Origin of the sequence: Burkholderia orbicola (assembly GCF_900100915.1) — a bacterium.
In the GTDB taxonomy this organism is placed as follows: domain Bacteria; phylum Pseudomonadota; class Gammaproteobacteria; order Burkholderiales; family Burkholderiaceae; genus Burkholderia; species Burkholderia orbicola.
In genome coordinates, this window is record NZ_FNKW01000001.1 from 2,528,124 (window position 1) to 2,550,598 (window position 22,475).

The 22,475-nt window shown below is 66.3% G+C and carries 25 protein-coding genes; 16 read left to right on the forward strand and 9 right to left on the reverse strand.

Features of this window, described 5'->3' with window-relative positions; translation table 11 throughout:
• Positions 1 to 211: 211 nt before the first annotated feature.
• From BLS50_RS12045 to nadC, 3 genes are all read left to right on the forward strand, one after another.
• Positions 212 to 1,408 carry a DesA family fatty acid desaturase gene (locus BLS50_RS12045; protein ID WP_006478042.1) on the forward strand — a complete coding sequence of 399 codons (1,197 nt, stop codon included), beginning with the start codon at positions 212 to 214 and terminating at the stop codon, positions 1,406 to 1,408.
• A gap of 163 nt (positions 1,409 to 1,571) precedes the next feature.
• On the forward strand, positions 1,572 to 2,708 hold the full coding sequence (gene nadA, locus BLS50_RS12050; RefSeq protein WP_023477032.1) for a quinolinate synthase NadA: 1,137 nt from the start codon (positions 1,572 to 1,574) through the stop codon (positions 2,706 to 2,708).
• Positions 2,705 to 3,586 (forward strand): carboxylating nicotinate-nucleotide diphosphorylase, encoded by an 882-nt coding sequence (gene nadC, locus BLS50_RS12055; protein ID WP_074802295.1) that lies wholly within the window; start codon positions 2,705 to 2,707, stop codon positions 3,584 to 3,586. The genes nadA and nadC overlap by 4 nt, the downstream gene beginning before the upstream one ends.
• Before the next feature lie 95 nt (positions 3,587 to 3,681).
• Here nadC and nadB read toward each other — a convergent pair whose 3' ends face one another.
• From nadB to radC, 4 genes are all read right to left on the reverse strand, one after another.
• Complete coding sequence (nadB, locus tag BLS50_RS12060; RefSeq protein ID WP_074802296.1) at positions 3,682 to 5,268, reverse strand: L-aspartate oxidase; 1,587 nt, start codon at positions 5,266 to 5,268, stop codon at positions 3,682 to 3,684.
• Positions 5,269 to 5,439: 171 nt separating this feature from the next.
• On the reverse strand, positions 5,440 to 5,607 hold the full coding sequence (gene rpmG, locus BLS50_RS12065; protein WP_006478046.1) for a 50S ribosomal protein L33: 168 nt from the start codon (positions 5,605 to 5,607) through the stop codon (positions 5,440 to 5,442).
• Positions 5,608 to 5,624: 17 nt separating this feature from the next.
• The gene (gene rpmB / locus BLS50_RS12070; RefSeq protein WP_004186391.1) at positions 5,625 to 5,858 is read right to left on the reverse strand and encodes a 50S ribosomal protein L28; all 234 of its coding nucleotides are present in this window, start codon (positions 5,856 to 5,858) and stop codon (positions 5,625 to 5,627) included.
• Positions 5,859 to 6,095: 237 nt separating this feature from the next.
• Entirely contained in the window at positions 6,096 to 6,869 is a 774-nt protein-coding gene (radC, locus tag BLS50_RS12075; RefSeq protein ID WP_074802297.1) for a RadC family protein, read from the reverse strand.
• A gap of 135 nt (positions 6,870 to 7,004) precedes the next feature.
• Between radC and BLS50_RS12080 the strand changes: the two genes are divergently transcribed.
• The 8 genes from BLS50_RS12080 to BLS50_RS12120 all read left to right on the forward strand — a co-directional run bounded on the left by BLS50_RS12080 (position 7,005) and on the right by BLS50_RS12120 (position 14,128).
• The gene (locus BLS50_RS12080; protein ID WP_006488950.1) at positions 7,005 to 7,460 is read left to right on the forward strand and encodes an FKBP-type peptidyl-prolyl cis-trans isomerase; all 456 of its coding nucleotides are present in this window, start codon (positions 7,005 to 7,007) and stop codon (positions 7,458 to 7,460) included.
• 2 nt (positions 7,461 to 7,462) lie between these two features.
• Positions 7,463 to 8,443 carry a 4-hydroxy-3-methylbut-2-enyl diphosphate reductase gene (gene ispH, locus BLS50_RS12085; RefSeq protein ID WP_006488968.1) on the forward strand — a complete coding sequence of 327 codons (981 nt, stop codon included), beginning with the start codon at positions 7,463 to 7,465 and terminating at the stop codon, positions 8,441 to 8,443.
• A 270-nt stretch (positions 8,444 to 8,713) separates the two neighbouring features.
• Positions 8,714 to 9,367 (forward strand): amino acid-binding protein, encoded by a 654-nt coding sequence (locus BLS50_RS12090; RefSeq protein ID WP_074802298.1) that lies wholly within the window; start codon positions 8,714 to 8,716, stop codon positions 9,365 to 9,367.
• Positions 9,368 to 9,578: 211 nt separating this feature from the next.
• Positions 9,579 to 10,529: a branched-chain amino acid ABC transporter permease gene (locus BLS50_RS12095; protein ID WP_006478051.1), complete on the forward strand. Its 951-nt coding sequence runs from the start codon at positions 9,579 to 9,581 to the stop codon at positions 10,527 to 10,529.
• A gap of 19 nt (positions 10,530 to 10,548) precedes the next feature.
• Positions 10,549 to 11,718: an ABC transporter permease subunit gene (locus BLS50_RS12100; RefSeq protein WP_006478052.1), complete on the forward strand. Its 1,170-nt coding sequence runs from the start codon at positions 10,549 to 10,551 to the stop codon at positions 11,716 to 11,718.
• A 23-nt stretch (positions 11,719 to 11,741) separates the two neighbouring features.
• Positions 11,742 to 12,518: an ABC transporter ATP-binding protein gene (locus BLS50_RS12105; RefSeq protein ID WP_006478053.1), complete on the forward strand. Its 777-nt coding sequence runs from the start codon at positions 11,742 to 11,744 to the stop codon at positions 12,516 to 12,518.
• Positions 12,518 to 13,234 carry an ABC transporter ATP-binding protein gene (locus tag BLS50_RS12110; protein WP_006478054.1) on the forward strand — a complete coding sequence of 239 codons (717 nt, stop codon included), beginning with the start codon at positions 12,518 to 12,520 and terminating at the stop codon, positions 13,232 to 13,234. The genes BLS50_RS12105 and BLS50_RS12110 overlap by 1 nt, the downstream gene beginning before the upstream one ends.
• 222 nt (positions 13,235 to 13,456) lie before the next feature.
• Complete coding sequence (locus tag BLS50_RS12120) at positions 13,457 to 14,128, forward strand: DUF2278 family protein (protein WP_074802299.1); 672 nt, start codon at positions 13,457 to 13,459, stop codon at positions 14,126 to 14,128.
• A 24-nt stretch (positions 14,129 to 14,152) separates the two neighbouring features.
• Here the strand turns inward: BLS50_RS12120 and BLS50_RS12125 are convergent, their stop codons facing one another.
• From BLS50_RS12125 to BLS50_RS12135, 3 genes are all read right to left on the reverse strand, one after another.
• A complete protein-coding gene (locus BLS50_RS12125; RefSeq protein WP_074802300.1) occupies positions 14,153 to 14,608 on the reverse strand; it encodes a GNAT family acetyltransferase in 456 nt (151 codons plus the stop codon).
• A gap of 13 nt (positions 14,609 to 14,621) precedes the next feature.
• A complete protein-coding gene (locus tag BLS50_RS12130; RefSeq protein WP_012329062.1) occupies positions 14,622 to 15,806 on the reverse strand; it encodes an acetylornithine transaminase in 1,185 nt (394 codons plus the stop codon).
• 292 nt (positions 15,807 to 16,098) lie between these two features.
• Positions 16,099 to 17,130, reverse strand: a complete 1,032-nt coding sequence (locus BLS50_RS12135) for a CDP-6-deoxy-delta-3,4-glucoseen reductase (protein ID WP_006478058.1) — start codon at positions 17,128 to 17,130, stop codon at positions 16,099 to 16,101.
• 107 nt (positions 17,131 to 17,237) lie between these two features.
• On the opposite strand from BLS50_RS12135, the gene BLS50_RS12140 reads away from it, so the two are divergent.
• Positions 17,238 to 18,275, forward strand: coding sequence for an NAD-dependent epimerase/dehydratase family protein (locus BLS50_RS12140; protein ID WP_074802301.1), 1,038 nt, complete (start codon positions 17,238 to 17,240; stop codon positions 18,273 to 18,275).
• On the opposite strand, the gene BLS50_RS12145 is transcribed toward BLS50_RS12140, so the two are convergent.
• On the reverse strand, positions 18,258 to 18,446 hold the full coding sequence (locus BLS50_RS12145) for a hypothetical protein (RefSeq protein ID WP_012329060.1): 189 nt from the start codon (positions 18,444 to 18,446) through the stop codon (positions 18,258 to 18,260). The two genes, BLS50_RS12140 and BLS50_RS12145, sit on opposite strands and share 18 nt — an antisense overlap.
• A 106-nt stretch (positions 18,447 to 18,552) precedes the next feature.
• Complete coding sequence (locus BLS50_RS12150) at positions 18,553 to 19,269, reverse strand: 16S rRNA pseudouridine(516) synthase (protein WP_074802302.1); 717 nt, start codon at positions 19,267 to 19,269, stop codon at positions 18,553 to 18,555.
• 114 nt (positions 19,270 to 19,383) lie between these two features.
• Between BLS50_RS12150 and copC the strand changes: the two genes are divergently transcribed.
• The 4 genes from copC (at position 19,384) to BLS50_RS12170 (ending at position 22,374) form a co-directional block, all read left to right on the forward strand.
• The gene (gene copC, locus BLS50_RS12155) at positions 19,384 to 19,758 is read left to right on the forward strand and encodes a copper homeostasis periplasmic binding protein CopC (RefSeq protein WP_027813257.1); all 375 of its coding nucleotides are present in this window, start codon (positions 19,384 to 19,386) and stop codon (positions 19,756 to 19,758) included.
• Positions 19,759 to 19,824: 66 nt separating this feature from the next.
• Positions 19,825 to 20,325: a DinB family protein gene (locus BLS50_RS12160; RefSeq protein WP_074802303.1), complete on the forward strand. Its 501-nt coding sequence runs from the start codon at positions 19,825 to 19,827 to the stop codon at positions 20,323 to 20,325.
• A gap of 179 nt (positions 20,326 to 20,504) precedes the next feature.
• A complete protein-coding gene (locus BLS50_RS12165) occupies positions 20,505 to 21,278 on the forward strand; it encodes an SDR family oxidoreductase (RefSeq protein ID WP_006478064.1) in 774 nt (257 codons plus the stop codon).
• 166 nt (positions 21,279 to 21,444) lie between these two features.
• Positions 21,445 to 22,374: a LysR family transcriptional regulator gene (locus BLS50_RS12170; protein WP_074802304.1), complete on the forward strand. Its 930-nt coding sequence runs from the start codon at positions 21,445 to 21,447 to the stop codon at positions 22,372 to 22,374.
• The last annotated feature ends 101 nt before the right edge of the window (positions 22,375 to 22,475 follow it).

A 22,475-nucleotide genomic window follows, 5' to 3' on the forward strand; every position in this document is an offset into this window, starting at 1 on the left:
CACGGGCGGTCAATCGTACCGATTCCGCGGTCGAAACCGGATCGCGGGCCTTTCCCAGTCCGCACATGGACCGCGCGGATTGCGTCAGGGCAAGAAAATATTCATTTTTTACAAAGACTTGGAACGGTTGAAGTAAAATTCTGGTCTACACGCGGTATGCTTTCATTCTTCTGACGCCGGTGCGGCGTCGCTCTCATCACAGGTAACTGCCTTGTTGAATTCCCTGCTCGATTTTCTTTCCCACGGGCTCCTGCGTTTTTCGTGGTGGCAGGTCGCGTTGTTCGCGCTCGCCGTCACGCACGTCACGATCATCGGCGTGACCGTCTACCTGCACCGCTGCCAGGCGCACCGCGCGCTGGAGCTGCATCCGATCGCGAGCCACTTCTTCCGTTTCTGGCTGTGGATGACCACCGGCATGCTGACCGGCCAGTGGGCCGCGATTCACCGCAAGCACCACGCGAAGTGCGAGACCGAGGAAGATCCGCACAGCCCGCAGACGCGCGGCATCTGGAAGGTGTTCCTCGAGGGCGCCGAGCTGTATCGCGCGGAAGCGAAGAACGAAGAGACGATGCGCAAGTTCAGCCACGGCACGCCGAACGACTGGCTCGAGCGCAACGTCTACTCGAAGTACCCGATTCTCGGCATCAGCATGATGATGGTGATCGACGTCGCGCTGTTCGGCGTGCTCGGCCTCACCGTGTGGGCCGTGCAGATGGTGTGGATCCCGTTCTGGGCGGCGGGCGTCGTCAACGGCTTCGGTCACTTCTGGGGCTATCGCAACTTCAACTCGGCCGACGCGAGCACGAACCTGTTCCCGTGGGGCATCGTGATCGGCGGCGAAGAGCTGCACAACAACCATCACACGTTCGCGACGTCGGCGAAGCTGTCGAACAAGTGGTACGAGTTCGACATCGGCTGGATGTACATCCGCATCATGTCGGCATTCGGTCTCGCTAAGGTGAAGAAGGTCGCGCCGACGCCGCGCCTGAACAAGCCGAAGACGGTGCTCGACCAGGAAACGCTGCAAGCCGTGCTGTCGAACCGCTACGAAGTGATGGCGCGTTACGGCAAGGCCGTGAAGCGTGCGTACCGCCAGGAGCTCGCGCACCTGAAGGAACTCGGTTCGAGCGAGAAGTACCAGTTGATGCGCGGCGCGCGCAAGTGGTTCCACAAGGACGCCGACGGCCTCGACGAGCCGCAGAAGAAGCTGCTGCCGGAAATCTTCGCGAATAGCCAGAAGTTGCATACGTACTTCCAGCTGCGCCAGGATCTCGCCGCGATCTGGGATCGTTCGACCGCGTCGCGCGAACAGCTTCTCGCGCAATTGCAGGATTGGTGCCATCGCGCAGAACAAAGCGGCATCAAGGCGCTGCAGGAATTCGCGACACGCCTGCGTCGCTACGCCTGATTCGAAATCGATTAGAATCTCAGGACGTCACAAACCCCGCGTTGGCGGGGTTTTTTCATTTGGGCCGCCGGTTTTTGACGGACCGGCAGCACCGGGATTGGTATGAGGCTTGGGATCAGAGTAAGCGCTAAAGCGCTAACTTGGGTCGACAGGAGATATGGAGATGCAATCGACGATCAAACCCGTCGAGTACGACCGGCCCGTCGCAGCAGGGACCGTGTGCGGCGTCGGACAGGCATGGGCCAAGGTGCCCGACGCGCCGTCCGCCGAGGAGCGCGCTGCGCTGAAGGCACGCATCAAGGCGCTGCTCGCCCGTGAAAAGGCCGTGCTCGTCGCCCACTACTACGTGGATGCCGAACTGCAGGAGCTGGCCGACGAAACGGGCGGCTGCGTGGCCGATTCGCTCGAAATGGCCCGCTTCGGCCGTGACCACGACGCGCAGACGCTGGTCGTCGCCGGCGTGCGCTTCATGGGCGAAACCGCGAAGATCCTGAGCCCGAACAAACGGATCCTGATGCCCGATCTCGATGCGACCTGTTCGCTCGACCTCGGCTGCCCGGTCGACGAATTCTCGGCGTTCTGCGATGCGCATCCGGACCGTACCGTCGTCGTCTACGCGAACACCAGCGCGGCCGTGAAGGCGCGCGCGGACTGGATGGTCACGTCGTCGATCGGTCTCGAGATCGTGGCGGACCTGCACGCGCGCGGCGAAAAGATCATCTGGGCGCCGGACCGTCATCTCGGCAGCTATATCCAGAAAAAGACCGGCGCGGACATGCTGCTGTGGCAGGGCTCGTGTCTCGTCCACGACGAATTCAAGGGCATCGAGCTCGACCTGCTGCGCGCCGAATATCCGGACGCGAAGGTGCTCGTCCACCCCGAGTCGCCGGAAAACGTCGTGGCGCAGGCCGACGTCGTCGGTTCGACCACGCAATTGATCGACGCGGCCGTCAAGTTCGATGCGAAGCGCTTCATCGTCGCGACCGATCTCGGCATCCTGCACAAGATGCAGCTTGCCGCGCCCGGCAAGACCTTCATTGCCGCGCCGACGGCCGGCAACAGCGCGACCTGCAAGAGCTGCGCGCACTGTCCGTGGATGGCGATGAACGGCCTCGCGAACCTCGCCGACGTGCTCGAACGCGGTCACAACGAGATTTTCGTCGATCCCGCGATCGGCGAGCGTGCGCGTTTGCCGATCGACCGGATGCTCGAATTCGCGGCCGCGCACAAGAAGCGTGTGCAGGCGAGCGGCGATCTGCAGCGCGACCAGTCGCTGTTCGCGAACGTGGGGGCGGCATGAGCAACGCCGTATCCCCGCTGTTCGAAGCCGTTCGCGCCCAATACGGCGCGGCATTCGACGAAGCGATCGCGCGCAACGTAGGCGACGCGATCGCCGAAGACGTCGGCACCGGCGACCAGACCGGGAGGCTCGTGCCGGCCGGCGAGCGCCGCCGCGCGCGGATCATCGTGCGCGAGGAAGCCGTGCTGTGCGGCGTGCCGTGGTTCGAGGGCGTGATCGCCCGGATCGATCCGTCGATCGTCGTGCAATGGCGCTATCGCGAAGGCGACCGGATGACGCCTGATTCGACCGTCTGCGAACTCGAAGGGCCGGCGCGCGCGCTGCTGACGGCCGAGCGCAACGGGCTGAACTTCCTGCAACTGCTGTCGGGTGTCGCGACGGCGACGCGCCGTTACGTCGAACGCGTCGAAGGCACGCGCGCGAAGATCCTCGATACGCGCAAGACGCTGCCGGGGCTGCGGCTCGCGCAGAAGTACGCAGTGCGCGTGGGCGGCGGCGAAAACCAGCGGCTCGCGCTGTACGACGGCATCCTGATCAAGGAGAACCACATCGCGGCGGCAGGCGGTGTCGGCGAGGCGCTCGATGCGGCGTTCGCGCTGGAGTCGGGTGTGCCGGTGCAGATCGAAGTCGAGACGCTCGCGCAGCTCGACACGGCGCTCGCGCATCGCGCGCAGTCGGTGCTGCTCGACAACTTCACGCTCGACATGATGCGCGAAGCGGTGCGCGTCGCGGATGGCAAGGCCGTGCTCGAAGTCTCCGGCGGCGTCAATTTCGATACGGTGCGTGCGTTCGCGGAGACGGGCGTCGATCGGATCTCGATCGGCGCGCTGACGAAGGACGTGCGGGCGACCGACTATTCGATGCGAATCGTCGACTGACCGAACGTCATCCGATCAGACAAAAAGCCGTTGGCGCGCAAACGCCAACGGCTTTTTTTGTGCTGCGGCGGCGGCCGGGAAGGGCGGCGCGCCGCTCAGCGGCGCACGCGCGGCGTGAGTACGCTCGGCAACGCCTTCGGCAGCGTATGCGGCCAGTCGCGGCTGTAGTGCAGCCCGCGGCTTTCGCGGCGGGAGTGCGCACTCTTGACGATCAGCGTAGCCACGTCGACGAGGTTGCGCAGTTCGAGCAGATCGCGTGTCACGCGGAAGTTCGCGTAGTACTCGTGGATCTCGTCGCGCAGCAGCGACAGGCGATGTTTCGCGCGTTCGAGGCGCTTGTCGGTGCGCACGATGCCGACGTAGTTCCACATCAGGCGGCGCAGTTCGTCCCAGTTGTGTGCGACGACGACTTCCTCGTCCGCATCCGACACACGGCTTTCGTCCCACGCGGGCAGCGTGGCCGGCGTGTCGGCGTCGAAGCCGGCCGCCTCGATCGCCTCGGCTGCCGCGCGGCCGATCACGAGACATTCGAGCAGCGAGTTGCTCGCGAGCCGGTTCGCGCCGTGCAGCCCCGTGTACGACGTTTCGCCGACCGCATACAGGCCGGCGAGATCGGTGCGCCCCGCGAGATCGGTGACGACGCCGCCGCACGTATAGTGCGCGGCCGGCACGACGGGAATCGGCTGTTTCGCGATGTCGATGCCGAATTCGAGGCAGCGCGCATGAATCATCGGGAAGTGTTCGCGCAGGAACGTTTCCGGCTGATGGCTGATGTCGAGATACACGCAGTCGATCCCGCGCTTCTTGATCTCGAAGTCGATCGCGCGAGCGACGATGTCGCGCGGCGCGAGCTCCGCGCGCGGATCGTGCGAGGGCATGAAGCGGGTGCCGTCGGGCAGCTTCAGCAGGCCGCCTTCGCCGCGCACGGCCTCCGAAATCAGGAACGACTTCGCATACGGATGGAACAGGCAGGTCGGGTGGAACTGGATGAATTCCATGTTCGACACGCGACAGCCCGCCCGCCATGCCATCGCGATGCCGTCGCCGGTCGCGGTGTCGGGGTTCGTCGTGTACAGGTAGACCTTGCCGGCGCCGCCGGTGGCGAGCACGGTGTGCGGCGCCTCGATCGTGATCGTGCGGTCGTTGTCGACGTCGAGCGCATACAGGCCGTGACAACGGCGGCCGGGCAGGCCGAGCCGGTCGGACGTGATCAGGTCGATCGCGTGGTGGTTTTCGAAGAACGTGATGTTCGGATGCTGGCGCGCCCGCTCCGACAGCGTCGCGAGCACCGCATGGCCGGTCGCATCGGCCGCATGGATGATCCGCCGGTGGCTGTGGCCGCCTTCGCGCGTCAGGTGAAAGCCGAGTTCGGCCGCGTCGTCCTTCGTGAACGGTACGCCTTGCGAGATCAGCCATTCGATGGCTTCGCGGCCGTGCTCGACGATGTAGCGCGTCGCGCCTTCGTCGCACAGGCCGCCACCGGCGACCAGCGTGTCGTCGACGTGGTTCTCGATGCTGTCCGCCGAGTCGAGGACCGCCGCGATGCCGCCTTGCGCGTTATCGCTCGCCCCCTCCATCATCGAACGTTTCGCGATCAGTGCGACACGTCGCGTGCTGGCCAGGTTGAGTGCGACCGACAGCCCTGCCAGGCCGCTGCCGACGATCGCCACGTCGAATTTCATGCTGCATCTCCATCGTTACGCTTTTGATCTTGTGCGTTCCGGCGGCCGTGGCCGCGGAAAGGGGAGAGCATACCGCGTCGGGCTCGAGCGTGCGCGCAAAACACGCGCAAAACAAAAAGCCCCGCATGTGCGGGGCTTTTCGGTCGCCGTCAGGCTGGCAGAAACCGGAGATTACTTGATCTTGGTTTCTTTGTATTCCACATGCTTGCGGACGACGGGATCGAACTTCTTGATCGCCATCTTTTCCGGCATGTTGCGCTTGTTCTTCGTGGTCGTGTAGAAGTGACCCGTACCAGCGGTCGACTCAAGCTTGATCTTGTCGCGGGCGCCTTTTGCCATGATTGTGCTCCTTGGGCTTAGGCTTCGCCGCGTGCGCGCAGGTCAGCGAGCACGGAATCGATGCCGTTCTTGTCGATCAGGCGCAGGCCGGCGTTCGAGACGCGCAGGCGCACCCAGCGGTTTTCGCTCTCAACCCAGAACCGGCGGTTTTGCAGGTTCGGGAGGAAGCGGCGCTTCGTCTTGTTGTTGGCGTGGGAAACGTTGTTGCCGCTCATCGGCGCTTTCCCAGTTACTTGGCATACGCGTGCCATGAGAGCACTCCTAATACGCTAAATTCGGGGTTCGATCGCCGGTGAAGGTTCCATCGCACCGCCACGTGATCCATGGCTGCACTCAGAACGCCGTAGCCCTTACAGACAAGGCCCTTCGATGGCTAGAACTGGTTGGAAAAAAGACAGACGACGATTCTAGCAGAAAAAGTTCAGAAAAATCAAACCTAATTTCGCTTCGTCGTTGCGGCGCCCCGGGGTGGGTCGCCGGGCCACAGTCTACAGCCAACCGGCCCGCGCGAACGAGAAAGTATCGCTGACGCCGACGACGACATGATCGAGCAACCGTACGTCGACGAGTTCGAGCGCGTCCTTCAGCACGCGGGTCAGGCGGCGGTCTTCCGCGCTCGGCTGTACCGCGCCCGACGGATGGTTGTGCGCGACGATCAGCGCCGCGGCGTTGTGTTTCATCGCGCGGCGCACGATCTCGCGCGGATAGACGGCCATGCGCGTGAGCGAGCCGCGCGCGATTTCCTCCATGTCGATCAGGCGGTTGCGCGCGTCCAGATAGACCGCGATGAACACTTCGTACTGGCGCGTGCCGATCTTCAGTCGCAAACAATCCTCGACGGCGCCGGGCGAGTCGATCTGCATCCGTTCTTCCGCTTTCTCCACCAGCATGCGCCGCGCGATCTCGGTGACCGCGACGAGCCGCGCGGAGCGTGCGGGGCCGATGCCGGGGTGCGCCTCGAAATCGTCGGCGGTCGCTTCGAGCAGCCCGTGCAGCGTGCCGAACTGATCGACCAGTGCGCGGGCGGTGACGAATACATCGTGACCGGGCTTGCCGGTGCCGAGCAGCAGCGCGATCAGCTCGTCGTCGGTCAGCGCGGCCGGCCCGCGTTCCAGCAGCCGTTCGCGCGGCCGCTCGGGCCGCCAGTCGCCCGGACGGCGCCTGCGCCGGTTGATCGGGATGACGCGGCCGGGCGGATCGGCCGGCGTATCGGCGGTGTCGCGGCATTCGGCCGACGGCGGGATGGGGCAGGGAGACAGCATGGTCGGAACTCCATTGGCGGCGGGCGGCGTGCGCAACGTCGTCGCACTTTCCGCCTTGCACGCTCAGGTGACTTACAATATTGGCTTTGCGCCGGGCCATTCGGCCGTAGCGGGCGCCGACTGAACGAGTAATTCATGAGCCTCATCGATCTATCCGAAGTGAAGCCCGGTTCCCACGTCACATTGCATTACCGGCTGGCACTGGCCGACGGCGCCGACATCGTCAACACCTTCTCGGACAAGCCGGCCACGCTGTTGCTGGGCGCGGGGCAACTGGCGCCGTCGCTGGAACAGATTCTGCTCGGGCTCAGGGTCGGCGACCATTCGACTTTTCAGCTAGCCCCCGATCAGGGGTTCGGCCCCCGCAATCCGGACATGCTCCAGCGCGTGACGCTGTCGACGCTGCGCGAGAACGGGATGGTCGGCGACGATTTCACGCCGGGCGAACTCATCGAGTTCAATGCGCCGGATGGCGGTCGCTACGCGGGGGTGCTGAAGGAAGTCAGCGAGACTTCCGCGCTGTTCGACTTCAATCATCCGCTCGCGGGCCAGGCGCTCACGTTCGAAGTGAAAATCATCGGAATCCTGTAATCATGAGTACCACCGATACGCTGTCCGGGCAGACCGTCGCCGCCGACGCCGAAATCCTGCTGGCCCAGCCGCGCGGTTTCTGCGCGGGCGTCGACCGCGCGATCGAGATCGTCGAGCGCGCCATCGCGATGCACGGTGCGCCGATCTACGTGCGTCACGAAATCGTCCACAACAAGTACGTGGTCGAGGATCTGAAGAAGAAGGGCGCGATCTTCGTCGAGGAACTCGAGGAAGTGCCGGCCGGCAACACCGTGATCTTCAGTGCACACGGCGTGTCGAAGGCCGTGCGCGACGAGGCCGACGTGCGCGGGCTGCGCATTTACGACGCAACCTGTCCGCTCGTCACGAAGGTGCACGTCGAAGTGGCGAAAATGCGCCAGGACGGTGTCGACATCGTCATGATCGGGCACAAGGGCCATCCCGAAGTCGAAGGCACGATGGGTCAGGTGGAGCGCGGCATGCACCTCGTCGAAAGCGTCGAGGACGTGCAGAAGCTCGAACTCGCCGATCCCGAGCGCATCGCGCTCGTCACGCAGACGACGCTGTCCGTCGACGACGCGGCCGAGATCATCGGCGCGCTGAAGGCGAAGTATCCGAAGATCCGCGAGCCGAAGAAGCAGGACATCTGCTACGCGACGCAGAATCGCCAGGACGCGGTGAAGTTCATGGCGCCGCAATGCGACGTCGTGATCGTGGTCGGTAGTCCGAACAGCTCGAACTCGAGCCGGCTGCGCGAAGTGGCCGAAAAGCGCGGCGTGGCCGCGTACATGGTCGATGCACCGGACCAGATCGATCCCGCATGGGTCGCCGGCAAGCGCCGCATCGGCGTGACGGCCGGCGCGTCGGCGCCCGAGGTGCTCGCCCAGGCCGTGATCGCGCGGCTGCGCGAACTCGGCGTGCGCAACGTCCGCGCACTCGACGGCATCGAGGAAAACGTGTCGTTTCCGCTGCCGCGCGGGTTGAACCTGCCGCCCGCCGCCTGATTGCCGCATCGCACTCCGCGGAACACCGAAGCGCGCCCTCCCGGCGCGCTTTTTTTGTGCCTCGACATTCAAATCGCAACCATTATTCCCGGTCATGGTGCAACCCGGTTGCTCCGACTGCGCCCAATCGTGTCTCAAAATTGGTTGCAATGCAGGAAAACCCCATCGAATCAGGAATATTGGCGTCCTATAAATGGAGTTACAATGCGCCCGTTTTCAAGCCGGAATGGCTTTGAAATCGGGATTTGGCAAGGCGCGGGAGACCATTCAATGCATGTGAAGTTGGCTTACGCCGTGTCCGTCGCCGCGCCGGTTGCAATGCTTGCCGGCTGCAGCAAAAAGAGCGACGGCGAGGCGGGCAGGGAGGCCGCGGGGGGCGCGGCACCATCGGCCGGCGGCGTGCGCGTCGCCGGAGCCGGACGTGCGGCGCCATCGGCGCGCCGTATCGCGCAACTGGGCAGGGACAAGGAAAACGGGGCACGTTTGGCGAGTTTGACGATCGAGGAAATCCACGCGCGCGGCCTGGCGACCGGGCCGGCAGCGGGCATGCCGGCTGCGTCGCGGCCAGCCGCCGATCGACGGATGCCGGATGCTCACGGCCTGGCCGGCAGCGTGCCGAGGCCACTATCCCCCCTTCAATTCGATTCGACGAAACAGCGCGCCGCCGCGACCGACCGTGTCGCGACGCGCAGTCTGGTTCGTACGATGGATTCCGATGCAGTCCTGACGAAAGTCGGGCGCGGCTGTCGCAACGCCCTCGCCGGCGACGCGACGCGGAATCCGATCCGTCCTGGCGCGATGCTTGCATGGCACTGGACGGGCCAAGGCACGGATGCCGGGAAACCGGACGACGGCCGTCTCGGCATGCTGCCCCACGACTTCAAGGAGGCCACGAACACCGTCCTCGATGTCGTGACGATTTAGCGACGGGACTCATGACGGCACCGGAACAGTGCGGTGCCGTTTTTGTATCCGCTCCGGCGGCAGGTCCGGCCGTACAGGCCGGGCGGCGCGCGCCGGAACGATCCACCCTTACCGGTATCGACTAGTACCCGCAGTGTCGCCGAGAAGGCGCGATTCCTCGCTTACCCGCGGGGCGCAACGTCCTCCGGCAGCACGGGCCAAGGAGCTTTAAATGGATATTTTCGTCCAGCAGGTTCTCAACGGGCTGGTGCTCGGCAGTGTGTACGCCATCATCGCGTTGGGATACACGATGGTGTACGGCATTCTCGGCATCATCAACTTCGCGCACGGCGACGTGCTGATGATCGGCGCGATGGTCGCGCTGTCGGCCATCACCGTGCTGCAGAACCACTTTCCCGGACTCGGCAACGTCGCGACGCTGACGATCGGCCTGGGCATCGCCGCGGTCGTCTGTGCGTTCGTCGGCTTCACCATCGAACGCGTCGCATACCGGCCGCTGCGCCGCGCGCCGCGTCTCGCCCCGCTGATCACCGCGATCGGCGTGTCGATCCTGCTGCAGACCGCCGCGATGATCATCTGGTCGCGCAACCCGCTGCCGTTCCCGCAGTTGCTGCCGACCGACCCGATCAACGTGATCAAGGCCACCGACACGACCCCCGGCGCCGTGATCTCGGTGACTGAAATCGTGATCATCGCGGTCGCGTTCATCGTGATGGGCGGCCTGCTGCTGCTCGTGCACAAGACCAAGCTCGGCCGCGCGATGCGCGCGATCGCCGAAAGCCCGAATACGGCGAGCCTGATGGGCGTGAACCCGAACTTCGTGATCTCCGCGACGTTCATGATCGGCTCCGCGCTCGCCGCGCTGGCCGGCGTGATGATCGCGTCCGAATACGGCAACGTGCACTTCTACATGGGCTTCATCCCCGGCATGAAGGCGTTCACGGCCGCGGTGCTCGGCGGGATCGGCAACCTCGGCGGCGCGATGGTCGGCGGCGTGCTGCTCGGCCTGATCGAGCAGCTCGGGGCCGGCTACATCGGCAACCTCACGGGCGGCGTATTCGGCAGTAACTACCAGGACGTGTTCGCCTTCGTCGTGCTGATCATCGTGCTGGTGTTCCGCCCGTCGGGCCTGCTGGGCGAACGGGTCGCGGACCGCGCGTAACGGAAGGGGAGCAAACAACATGACATCCATTCAACCGATTGAATCGTCGACGTCGCTGGTCGAAGAGCGCAATACCGCCAAGACCGTCGTCATCGGCATCCTGACCGCCGCGTTCGTGATCGCCGCGCCGATCATCATCGGCTCGGCCGGCGGCAACTACTGGGTCCGCGTGCTCGACTTCGCGATGCTGTACGTGATGCTCGCGCTGGGCCTGAACGTGGTGGTCGGCTTCGCCGGCCTGCTCGACCTCGGCTACATCGCGTTCTACGCGGTGGGCGCCTACACGGCGGCGCTCCTGAGCTCGCCGCACCTGACCTCGCAGTTCGAGTGGATCGCGGCGCTCGCGCCGAACGGGCTGCACGTGCCGTTCCTGCTGATCGTGCCGATCGCGATGGCGCTGGCGGCGACCTTCGGGATCCTGCTCGGCGCGCCGACGCTGCGCCTGCGCGGCGACTACCTGGCGATCGTCACGCTCGGCTTCGGTGAAATCGTCCGGATCTTCATGAACAACCTCGACCGTCCGGTGAACATCACCAACGGCCCGAAGGGGATCACGGGCATCGATCCGGTGCACGTCGGCGGCTTCAACTTGTCGCAGACGCATACGCTGTTCGGCTTCCAGCTGCCGTCGGTGTACATGTACTACTACCTGTTCGTGCTCTGCTCGCTGCTGGTGATCTGGGTGTGTACGCGTCTGCAGCACTCGCGTATCGGCCGCGCGTGGGCCGCGATCCGCGAGGACGAGATCGCCGCGAAGGCGATGGGCATCAACACCCGTAACGTGAAGCTGCTCGCGTTCGCGATGGGCGCGTCGTTCGGCGGCCTGTCGGGCTCGATGTTCGGTGCGTTCCAGGGCTTCGTGTCGCCCGAGTCGTTCACGTTCTGGGAATCGATCGTCGTGCTCGCCTGCGTGGTGCTCGGCGGCATGGGCCACATCCCGGGCGTGATCCTGGGCGCGGTGCTGCTCGCGATCTTCCCGGAATTCCTGCGCTCGACGATGAGCCCGCTGCAGCACGCGCTGTTCGGTCATGACATCGTCGATACCGAAGTGATCCGTCAGGCGCTGTACGGCCTCGCGATGGTGATCATCATGTTGTACCGCTCGGAAGGCCTGTGGCCCGCGCCGAAGCATGAGGACAAGATCGCGAAACTGGCGAAGCGCAACAGCAAGAAGCCGGTGCGCGCTTAACCTACGGACAAGGGGATACACACATGAGCGACAAGCAAATCCGACTGTCCGTCTCGGGCGTGAACAAGCGCTTCGGCGGGCTGCAGGCGCTGTCAGACGTCGGCCTGCAGATCCGCGAAGGCGAGATCTACGGTCTGATCGGCCCGAACGGCGCCGGCAAGACGACGTTCTTCAACGTGATCACGGGCCTCTACACGCCCGACTCCGGCGACTTCAAGCTGGACGGCACGAACTACACGCCGACGGCCGTGCACCAGGTGGCCAAGGCCGGCATCGCGCGCACGTTCCAGAACATCCGCCTGTTCGGCGGGATGACGGCGCTCGAGAACGTGATGGTGGGCCGCCACGTGCGCACCAAGCACGGGCTGCTCGGCGCGGTGTTCCAGACGCCGGCCGAACGCCAGGAAGAGCGCGAGATCAAGGAACGCGCGATCGAGCTGCTCGAATACGTCGGCGTGCTGCAGTACGCGGACTACACGTCGCGCAACCTGTCGTATGGCCACCAGCGTCGGCTGGAAATCGCCCGGGCCCTCGCGACCGACCCGAAGCTGCTCGCGCTCGACGAGCCGGCGGCCGGGATGAACGCGACCGAGAAGGTCGAACTCACGCGCCTGCTCGACAAGATCCGTTCGGACGGCCGCACGATTCTCCTGATCGAGCACGACGTGAAGCTCGTGATGGGGCTGTGCAACCGGATGACGGTGCTCGATTACGGCAAGGTGATCGCCGAAGGTCTGCCGCAGGACGTGCAGAAGAATCCGAAGGTGATTGAGGCATATCTCGGCGCAGGGGTGCACTGATGGCAGCGGCAATGTTGAAAATCAAGGGCTTGCAGGTCAACTACGGCGGCATTCAGGCCGTCAAGGGCGTTGACATGGAAGTCCGTCAGGGCGAGCTCGTGACGCTGATCGGTGCGAACGGCGCCGGCAAGACCACGACGATGAAGGCGATCACCGGCCTGAAGCCGTACTCGGCGGGCGACATCGAGTACGAAGGCAAGTCGATCAAGGGCATCCCGTCGCACGAGCTGCTCAAGCGCGGCCTCGCGATGGTGCCGGAAGGCCGCGGGATCTTCGCGCGCATGTCGATCATCGAAAACATGCAGATGGGCGCGTATCTGCGCAACGACAACGAGCAGATCAAGAAGGACGTCGACCGGATGTTCGGCTTCTTCCCGCGCCTGAAGGAACGGGCGACGCAGCTCGCGGGCACGCTGTCGGGCGGCGAGCAGCAGATGCTGGCGATGTCGCGCGCGATCCTGTCCAAGCCGAAGCTGCTGCTGCTCGACGAACCGTCGATGGGGCTGTCGCCGATCATGGTCGAGAAGATCTTCGAAGTGGTGCGCGAGATCTCGAAGGAGGGCATCACGGTGCTGCTGGTCGAGCAGAACGCACGCCTCGCGCTGCAGGCGGCCGACCGCGGCTACGTGATGGATTCGGGCACGGTCACGATGGAAGGCGACGCGAAGCAGATGCTCGACGATCCGAAGGTGCGCGCCGCGTATCTGGGCGAGTAAGCGATCGAGCGAACGGGCCCCGTTGCGCAAGTCGCGCGCGGGCTGTCCGAAAAGCCGTCACGGGAAACCGTGACGGTTTTTTTCGTCTTGGGCGACTTGCGTCGAACTGTGCGCGCAAAGGCCACTCCATTCGACTGTTGGGTCGTGCACGCGGCTGGCCGTCGGCAAACCGACACACGGGCCGCGTAGCATCGATGACCCATCGGGACACGGAGAGCACGCATGAGTCTGGACTACGGTTTCGTGAAGGCGAAGGTGACGTCGGTGGCGAAGCTGAAGGGCTCGCCGCACGGCCGCGAGATCCAGTATCACGTTCACCTGACGCTGGCGCTGCCGGCGGGCGACTGGGACGTCGCGATCAACGTTGGCACCAGCGACGCGGACGATTTGCTGAACTACAAGCTCGTCTACGATTTCCACCATCCGGTCACGGCGACGCTCGCCGCCGCGGCCGAGGGCTATACCGATCTGACCGGGCGGGCCGCGCTGCCCGCGCTCGACTATCTGCGCAGCGACATCCTGAACGAGACGGGCGCGTGGCGCGCGAGTGCGGTGATGGACGGCACCGAGCATCCGGAGCCGATCCCGTCGCTGCTGCGGCTCGTGAACGCCGCGCAGTCGCAGGGCCTCGACGTCGTCGTGTTCGGCCGCACCTATGCGCAAGGCAACGGCATCCACGACACGCACATGAACCAGGGATCGACGGGCCCGAACTACCTGCATCGCGCGGGTGACGACCACAACGACCACAATGACGTCTGGCAGGACGGCGCGCTGCTCGTGCGCGTGAGCGACACGCAATGGGCCGCGTATTTCGCGGCGTTCGAGCAGCAGGCCGTGCCGACCGACGCGCTCGGCAATCCGCTGCCGGGCGCGGGGCCGATCACGCGCTGAGCCGCACCGCTACGAGCGGCCGTGTTACGCGGCCGACAGCGTCTTGCCGAACGAGATGCGTTCCTCGACGCGATAGCCGAGCGCCGCATAGAAGCGGCATGCGTCGTCGTTGCCGGGCAGCACCTGCAGGTTGATCTTCGGGCAGCCGCGTGCGGCGAGCGCGCGTTCCGCATGCGCGATGAGTGCACGGCCGATGCCGAGCCGGCGCGCGTCGTTCGCGACGCCGAACGAGTAGAGCCAGCCGCGATGTCCGTCGAAACCGGCCATCAGCGTGCCGACGACGCGCGCGCCGCTGGTCGCGACGAAGAACAGTTCCGGCTGCGTCGCGAGCTTCAGCTCGATCGATCGCAGCGGATCGCGGTGCGGCGGCGCACCGGCTTCGTCGTACTGCGGGAACGCGTCGCGCCATACCGCGAGCACGGCATCGGTGTCGGCACGGTCGAACGGGCGGATAGCGACAACATCGGCGGCGGCATCCATCGCGACGGTCTCCTTACAGCGTGTCGAGGATCGACCGCAGCATCGCCATCATCTGGTCGATTTCTTCGGTCGTCACGTTCAGGGCGGGCATGAAGCGCAGCAGGTTCGGCCGCGCGGCGTTCAGCAGCAGGCCGTCGGGCTGCATGTCGCGCGCCTTCTCGACGATCTGCGGGCCGATGTCCTTGCCGAGCAGCAGCGCGCGCAGCAGGCCTTCGCCGCGTTCGCCCTCGAAGCCGCGTTCCTCCGACAGCTCGAGCAGCTTGCGCTTCAGATACTCGCTGCGCGCACGCACGCCTTCGAGGAAGCCGGGTGCGACGAGCTGCGAGATCACCGAATAGCCGACCGCCGTCATCAGCGGGTTGCCGTTGTACGTGCCGCCCTGGTCGCCGGCCTCGAACACCGCGACGTCGGCCTTCGACAGCAGCGCGCCGAGCGGCGCGCCGCCGCCGATGCCCTTCGCGAGCGTCATGACGTCCGGCTCGATGCCGGACAGCTCGTACGCGAACAGCGTGCCCGCGCGGCCGCAGCCGCTCTGCACTTCGTCGACGATCAGCAGCAGGTTGTGCTGTTTCGTCAGCGCGCGCAGCGCCTGCATGAATTCACGCGTGGCCGGGATCACGCCGCCTTCGCCCTGGATCGGCTCGAGCATCACCGCGACGGTCTTGTCGGTGATCAGTTTCTCGACCGACTCGATGTTGTTCAGCTCGGCTTTCGGGAAGCCCGGCACCTGCGGCGCGTAGATCGTGTCCCAGCCCGGCTTGCCGCTGGCCGACATCGTCGCGAGCGTGCGGCCGTGGAAGCTGTGGTCGAACGTGATGATCTCGTATGCGCCGTTCTTGTACTTGCGGCCCCACTTGCGCGCGAGCTTGATCGCGCCTTCGTTCGCCTCGGCGCCGCTGTTGGTGAAGAACACCTTGTCGAACACGCTGTGCTGCGTGAGCAGGCCCGCGAGCTTCGCCATCGGTTCGTTGTAGAACGCCGGCGACGGGTTCAGCAGCTTCTCGGCCTGCGTCTTCAGCGCTTCGACGATACCGTCGTTGCAGTGGCCCAGGCTGTTGACGGCCCAGCCCTGGATGAAGTCCAGATAGCGCTTGCCCGTGTGATCGTAGAGCCACGAACCCTTGCCGTGCGTAAACACGATGTCGGGGCGGTTCGTGATGTACATCAGCGAGTCGATCGGATAATCGTTCAGGGGCATGGCAGCAGACTCCAGCGGGCGTTGAAAGGGAAACGGGCAATAAAAAAGCCACGGAAGGCCGTGGCTGGTGGGTCGAACAGCTTGTGCGTAACCGATGAAGCGGAGGAGGGTTACGCGCGAGTCCGTGACGAGCCGGCGGCATCCGGGCGGAGCGGCGAGCGGCGACGTCGGAGAGCGGACAGGAAGCGGTTCATGTGCGCAAGCATAAGGCATCCCGCGCCCCACTGTAAACCGCCGCGATGCCACGGATGTGACACGGCGGCGCGCAGCGGGGGCGCGGCGCGCCCCGTGCTCAGACCGGATGCGCGAGGTCGGCGGCGCTCGTGAACGAGTCCGCGTAGAACTCGTCGGCCGGCAGCGCGTGGTGCTGCGTGAAATCGCGCTGCGCGGATTCGACCATCACCGGCGCGCCGCACGCGTACACCTGGTGGCCGGACAGATCGGGCAGGTCCTCGATCACCGCGCGATGGACGAAGCCGGTGCGGCCCGTCCACTGGTCGGCGTCGTCCGGCTCGGAGAGCACCGGCACGTACTTGAAGTTCGGGATCTCGCGCGCCCACTGCTCGGCGAGCTCGGCGAGGTAGATGTCCTTCTTGCGGCGCGCGCCCCAGTAGAGCGTCATCGGGCGGGTGATGCCCGAATGCTTCACGTGCTCGATGATCGCCTTGATCGGCGCGAAGCCGGTGCCCGACGCGAGCAGCACGATCGGCTTGTCGGAATCCTCGCGCAGGAAGAACGTGCCGAGCGGGCCTTCGAAGCGCAGGATGTCGCGCTCCTTCATCGCACCGAACACGTGGTCGGTGAACTTGCCGCCCGGCATGTGGCGGATGTGCAGTTCGATCGGGCCTTCCTCGTGCGGCGCATTCGCCATGGAGTAGCTGCGGCGCGAGCCGTCCTTCAGGATGAACTCGACGTACTGGCCCGCGAGGTACTGCAGGCGCTCGTTCGCGGGCAACTGCAGCTTCACGACCATCACGTCGTCGGCCTTGCGTTCGAGCGCGGCGATCCGGCACGGCAGCTTCTTCACCTGCACGCCGTCGACGCCGGCGATCTCGCGCACGTCGATCTCGAGATCGCATTGGGCCTTCGAGCAGCACAGCAGCGCGAGGCCGCGCGTACGTTCGTCGTTGGACAGCGCCGACGCGGCGTGCGGGCCCTGTTCGATCTGGCCCGACACGATCTGGCCCTTGCAGGAGCCGCACGCGCCGTTCTTGCAGCCGTACGGCAGATGGACGTTCTGGCGCAGTGCGGCGGCCAGCACGGTTTCGTCCGACTCGACCTGGAATTGCCGGCCGCTTTGCTTGAGAGTGACGTTGAATGCCATAGAACCAAACTAGAACAAAATGGGGGGACCGTGCATGTCGCGCACGGCAGCTACAATGCAAAGCCGTTGCGCGTCGCGCAACGGCGGCTACTGATTTCGCAACCAACATGATCGCGACACGAATCCTGCGCCGGCCGCGCGTACTGATCGTCGGCTGCGGCGACGTCGGCATGCGCTGCGTCGCGCAATGGCGTAACGCGCGCCCCGACCTGCATATCCTCGCGCTGACGAGCCATCCGGCTCGCCGCGACGAACTGCGCGCCGCGGGCGCGACGCCGATCGTCGGCGACCTCGATCGCCGGGCGACGCTCGGCCGTCTCGCGGGCCTCGCCCGCACGATCCTGCATCTCGCGCCGCCGCAGTCCGACGGCCGTGACGACCGGCGCACGCGTGCGCTGATCGCCGCAACGTCCATGCCCGCGCGTCGGCCGGCGGCACCGCCGGCATCGGCGGTCGGCCGGCTCCGAACGCTGCGCAGCGCGGCGCGACAGGCCGGCGCGCCCGTTCGGGCAGCGCGTATTGTACCCGACGGCCTTCGCGCGCCGACGCTCGTCTACGCCAGTACGACGGGCGTCTACGGCGACTGCGGCGGCGCGCGCATCGACGAAACGCACCCGCTGCGCCCCGCGAATCCGCGCGCGTTCCGGCGCGTGTCGGCCGAGCGGCAACTGCGTGCGGCGACGGTGCGTGGCGTGCTGTCCGCGCGCATCGTGCGCATCCCCGGCATCTACGCGGCGAACCGCCTGCCGGTCGCGCGGCTCGAGCGCGGCACGCCGGCGCTCGAGCCGGCCGACGACGTGTACACGAACCACATCCATGCGGACGATCTCGCGGCGATCCTGCGCCGGGCGGCCGAGCACGGCAAGCCGGCGCGCGTCGTGCACGCGTCGGACGACACCGAACTGCGGATGGGGGAGTATTTCGACCGGGTCGCGCAGGTGCTCGGCCTGCCGAGGCCGCCGCGCGTGAGCCGCGCGGACGCCGAGCGCCTGCTCGAGCCGACACTGCTGTCGTTCATGCGCGAGTCGCGGCGCCTGTCCAACACACGGCTCAAGGCCGAATTGTGCGTGACGTTGCGCTATCCGACCGTAGACGATTTCCTTCAAACGCTCGCGCCGGGCAGCGCGTCAGGTGAGCGCCGGTAACGCCTCGATCAGCAGGAAACACAGCAGCGCACCGATCAGCGCGCCGATCAGGTTCGGATGATATTTGTGCTTCAGATGCATCGTGGCCAGCAGGCCGCCGATCACGATGACACCGATGACCGCGAACGCGATCATCACCGACGACAGTTCGAAAGAATGGTTGACGTTCATGATGCCTCCCCCTGCATCGCTGCTCTTGCAGCTTGTGATTTCAGTATAGCGGGGGAACCTGCGGCCGAGACGCGGCCAGGCACCGAACGGTCGTGCGGATTTTCCCTTACAGGGTTTTGACCGGATTGCGCAGCGCGGCGAGGTCGGCTTCGTCGAGCCATCGCCATGCGCCGGGCGCGAGGTCGGCCGGCAGCGCGAACCCGCCGATGCTTTCGCGGTGCAGCAATTCGACGCGGTTGCTCGCCGCGGCGACCATCCGCTTGACCTGGTGGTACTTGCCTTCGAGCACCGTCAGCGCGAGTGCGTGCGTGTCGCGGGCGTCGGCGGCGACGGCCGCGATCGGCTTCGGTTCGCCATGCAGTTGCACGCCGGTGCGCAGCGCGTGGAGTTGCGTGTCGTCGAGCGGGTGGCGCACGGTCGCGACGTAGGTCTTCGGCACCTTGCGCTTCGGCGACGTGTACGCGTGCACGAACTGGCCGTCGTCGGACAGCAGCAGCAGGCCGGTCGTGTCCTGGTCGAGCCGGCCCACGCATTGCACGCCGCGTGCGACGAGCGGCGCGGGCAGCAGACTGAACACGCTCGCATGGTGCTGCGGATCGCGCGAACACTCGTAGCCCGCTGGCTTGTTGAGTGCGAGGTACGCGCGTGCATGGAACGGCCACGCCGTATCGTCGACCGAGAACACGAGGCCGTCGGTGTCGAAGGTGGCGTCCGGGTCGGTCGCGGCGGCGCCCGCGACGGCGACGCGGCCCGCTTCGATCAGGCCGCGGCACTGGCGGCGCGAGCCGAAGCCCTGGGTGTAGAGAATGCTTTCGAGATCCATAGCGCGCGCATTCTATCAAGCACCGGCGCATGGGCGGCATGAACGCGCCCGCGCTGGTAAGCTGCCGGGACGCCGCGCAGCGCGCGGCACCCGTTCATTCTTCACGGAAAGTCCATGCCTTTCGATTCATTCCCGTTCGGCCGCCACGTTGCCGCCGTCATCGCGGCCGCGACCGTTTCGTCGGCCGCGTTCGCGCATGCGCATCTCGCGAAGAGCGACCCGGCGGCGGGCGCGGCGCTGGCCGCCGCACCGGCGGCCGTCACGATCGACTTCACCGAGCCGCTGGAGCCGGCATTCAGCTCGATCGTCGTCGTCGACGGCGACGGCAAGACGGTGTCGAACGACCGCGCGCGCATCGACGCGTCGAACCGCAAGCGGATGACGGTGCCGCTCGCGGCGCTCGGCACCGGCGCGTATACGGTGAAGTGGGTGGCCGTCGCGACCGACGGGCATCGCACGCAGGGCGCATACGGCTTCAGCGTGAAGTGACGCCACGACGGCGGCAGGCCCGTGCCAGGGTTGCCGCTCGCCTTTATCCGACAGGGAGGCTCCCGCATGAATCCGACGACGCTCGACGCACTCGCCGATTTCCCCCGTCAGCTCGAAGCGCATTTCGCGGCCGTGCCCGACGGCTATGCGCGCTGGACACCCGACGACTGGACCGGCATCCCGAGCGAGCATTTCTCGCCGCTCGGGCAGCTCTGCCATGTGCGCGACATCGAGATCGACGGCTATCACGTGCGGCTGCGGCGCATGCTCGACGAAGACCACCCGCTGCTCGTGTCGATCGACGGCGACGCGCTCGCGATCGAGCGGCGCTACGACGACGCGTATGCGTCCGACGTGCTCGCGGCGATCCGCGACGCACGACGCGAAACGCTGGCATGGCTGTCGCGCCTCACGCCCGCACAGTTCGAGCGTACCGGCGAGTTCGACGGCTACGGTTCGCTGACCGTGCGCGGGCTCGTCCACTACCTGTGCAGCCACGACCAGCAGCATCTGGCCGGCATGCAGTGGCTGCTTGGCAAGATCGACGCGGCGCTGTACGTGCGCTGACCTGGCCGGCGGCCGCGCCATCGGCTTCAGAAACCTGCGCCGCCGTCGGTGCGGCAGACTACCTTGCGCGGCTTTGATTGGATCGGTTTTTTGGATAATCCATCCAGCCGCGGCCGGCTGACCGGCGCGTCGCGCATGCCTACACTCCTAGCTTCGTTCAACGAAAAAAGGAGTCAACCGTGGCAACTCATACGCTCGCAGACAAGGTCGTCCTGATCGCAGGCGGCGCAAAGAATCTCGGCGGCCTGATCGCACGGGACCTGGCGGGCCACGGCGCGAAGGCGGTGGCGATTCACTACAACAGCGCGGCGTCGCAGGCGCAGGCCGAGGAGACGGCTGCCGCGGTGCGCGCGGCCGGCGCGGAGGCCGCGACGTTCCAGGCGGACCTGACGACGGCCGCCGCGGTCGAGAAGCTGTTCGACGACGCGAAGCAGCGCTTCGGCAAGATCGACATCGCGATCAACACGGTCGGCAAGGTGCTGAAGAAGCCGTTCACCGAGATCAGCGAGGCCGAATACGACGAGATGTTCGCGGTCAACAGCAAGTCGGCGTTCTTCTTCATCAAGGAAGCCGGCCGGCATCTCGAGGATCACGGCAAGCTCGTCACGCTCGTGACGTCGCTGCTCGGCGCGTTCACGCCGTTCTACGCGGCGTACGAAGGATCGAAGGCGCCGGTCGAGCACTTCACGCGCGCGGCGTCGAAGGAGTACGGCGCCCGCGGGATCTCGGTGACGGCCGTCGGGCCGGGCCCGATGGACACGCCGTTCTTCTATCCGGCCGAAGGCGCCGATGCGGTCGCGTATCACAAGACGGCCGCCGCGCTGTCGCCGTTCAGCAAGACGGGACTGACCGACATCGAGGATGTCGTGCCGTTCATCCGCCATCTGGTGACCGACGGCTGGTGGATCACCGGCCAGACGATCCTGATCAACGGCGGCTATACGACCAAGTAACCGGGGCGCTTGCCGGCCGCGCGGCGCACCGCACTGGCGCGTTTGCGTGGACAATGGACGGGCGCGCGACCACGAGGCCGCGCGCCCGTTTTCTCTGTGCCGCCGAAGCCGGCCGCGATGCGCGGCGGCCGGCGGCGACCGTCGTTCGAACCCGGGTTTCCCGCCGATGGACAAGCTGGATCAGGTCAGGATCTTCCTGCAGGTTGCCGAGATGGGCAGCTTCATCAAGGCCGCGCATGCGCTCGACGTGCCGCGCGCGACCGTGTCGGCGGCCGTCCAGCAGCTCGAGACGGCGCTCGGCACGCGTCTGTTGCACCGCACGACCCGCCAGGTGCAGTTGACCGCCGACGGCGCGCTGCTGCTCGAGCGCGGCCGGCGCCTGCTCGCGGAGGCCGACGAACTCGACCGCCTGTTTCGGCGCCGCGACCGCGACGTGGTCGGGCGGCTGAACGTCGACGTGCCGAGCCGGATCGCGCGCCGCGTCGTGGCGCCCGCGCTGCCGTCGCTGTTTCGCCGCTACCCGAAGCTGCAACTGTCGCTCGGCTCGACGGACCGCTCGATCGATCTCGTGCAGGAAGGCGTCGACTGCGCGATCCGCGTTGGGCGGCTCGCGGACAGCAGCCTCGTCGTGCGGCCGCTCGGGCAGTTCACGCTGATCAACTGCGCGAGCCCCGACTATCTGCGCGAGTGCGGCGTACCCGAGCATCCGGACGCGCTCGCGCACGGGCACTGGGCGATCGGCTATGCGTCGCCGACGACCGGGCGCGAGCTCGGCTGGGAATACTGCGCGGACGGGCAGCGGCACACGCTGACGCTGCCGAGCCGCGTGATCGTCAACAACGCCGAAACCTATATCGCCGGCTGCATCGCCGGAATGGGGTTGATCCAGATTCCGCGCTTCGACGTCGAGCATCTGCTGGCAAGCGGCGCGCTCGTCGATGTGATGCCCGGCCACCGCGCCGAGCCGATGGACGTCGCGGCCGTGTACCCGCACCGCCGGCATCGCTCGCGGCGGCTCAACGCGTTCATCGAGTGGTTCGGCGCGTTGATGGCCGATGCGTTGAACGACGCGGGCGCGCGCGGCAGCGGCGACTGACGGCGGCATCGTGCCGGTATCCGCGGGCCGGCTTATTGCTCGCTGGCCGGTGACGCCGGCCGATCGGCGCCGGCGCGAGGCGGCCCGTGCGACGAGCGCGC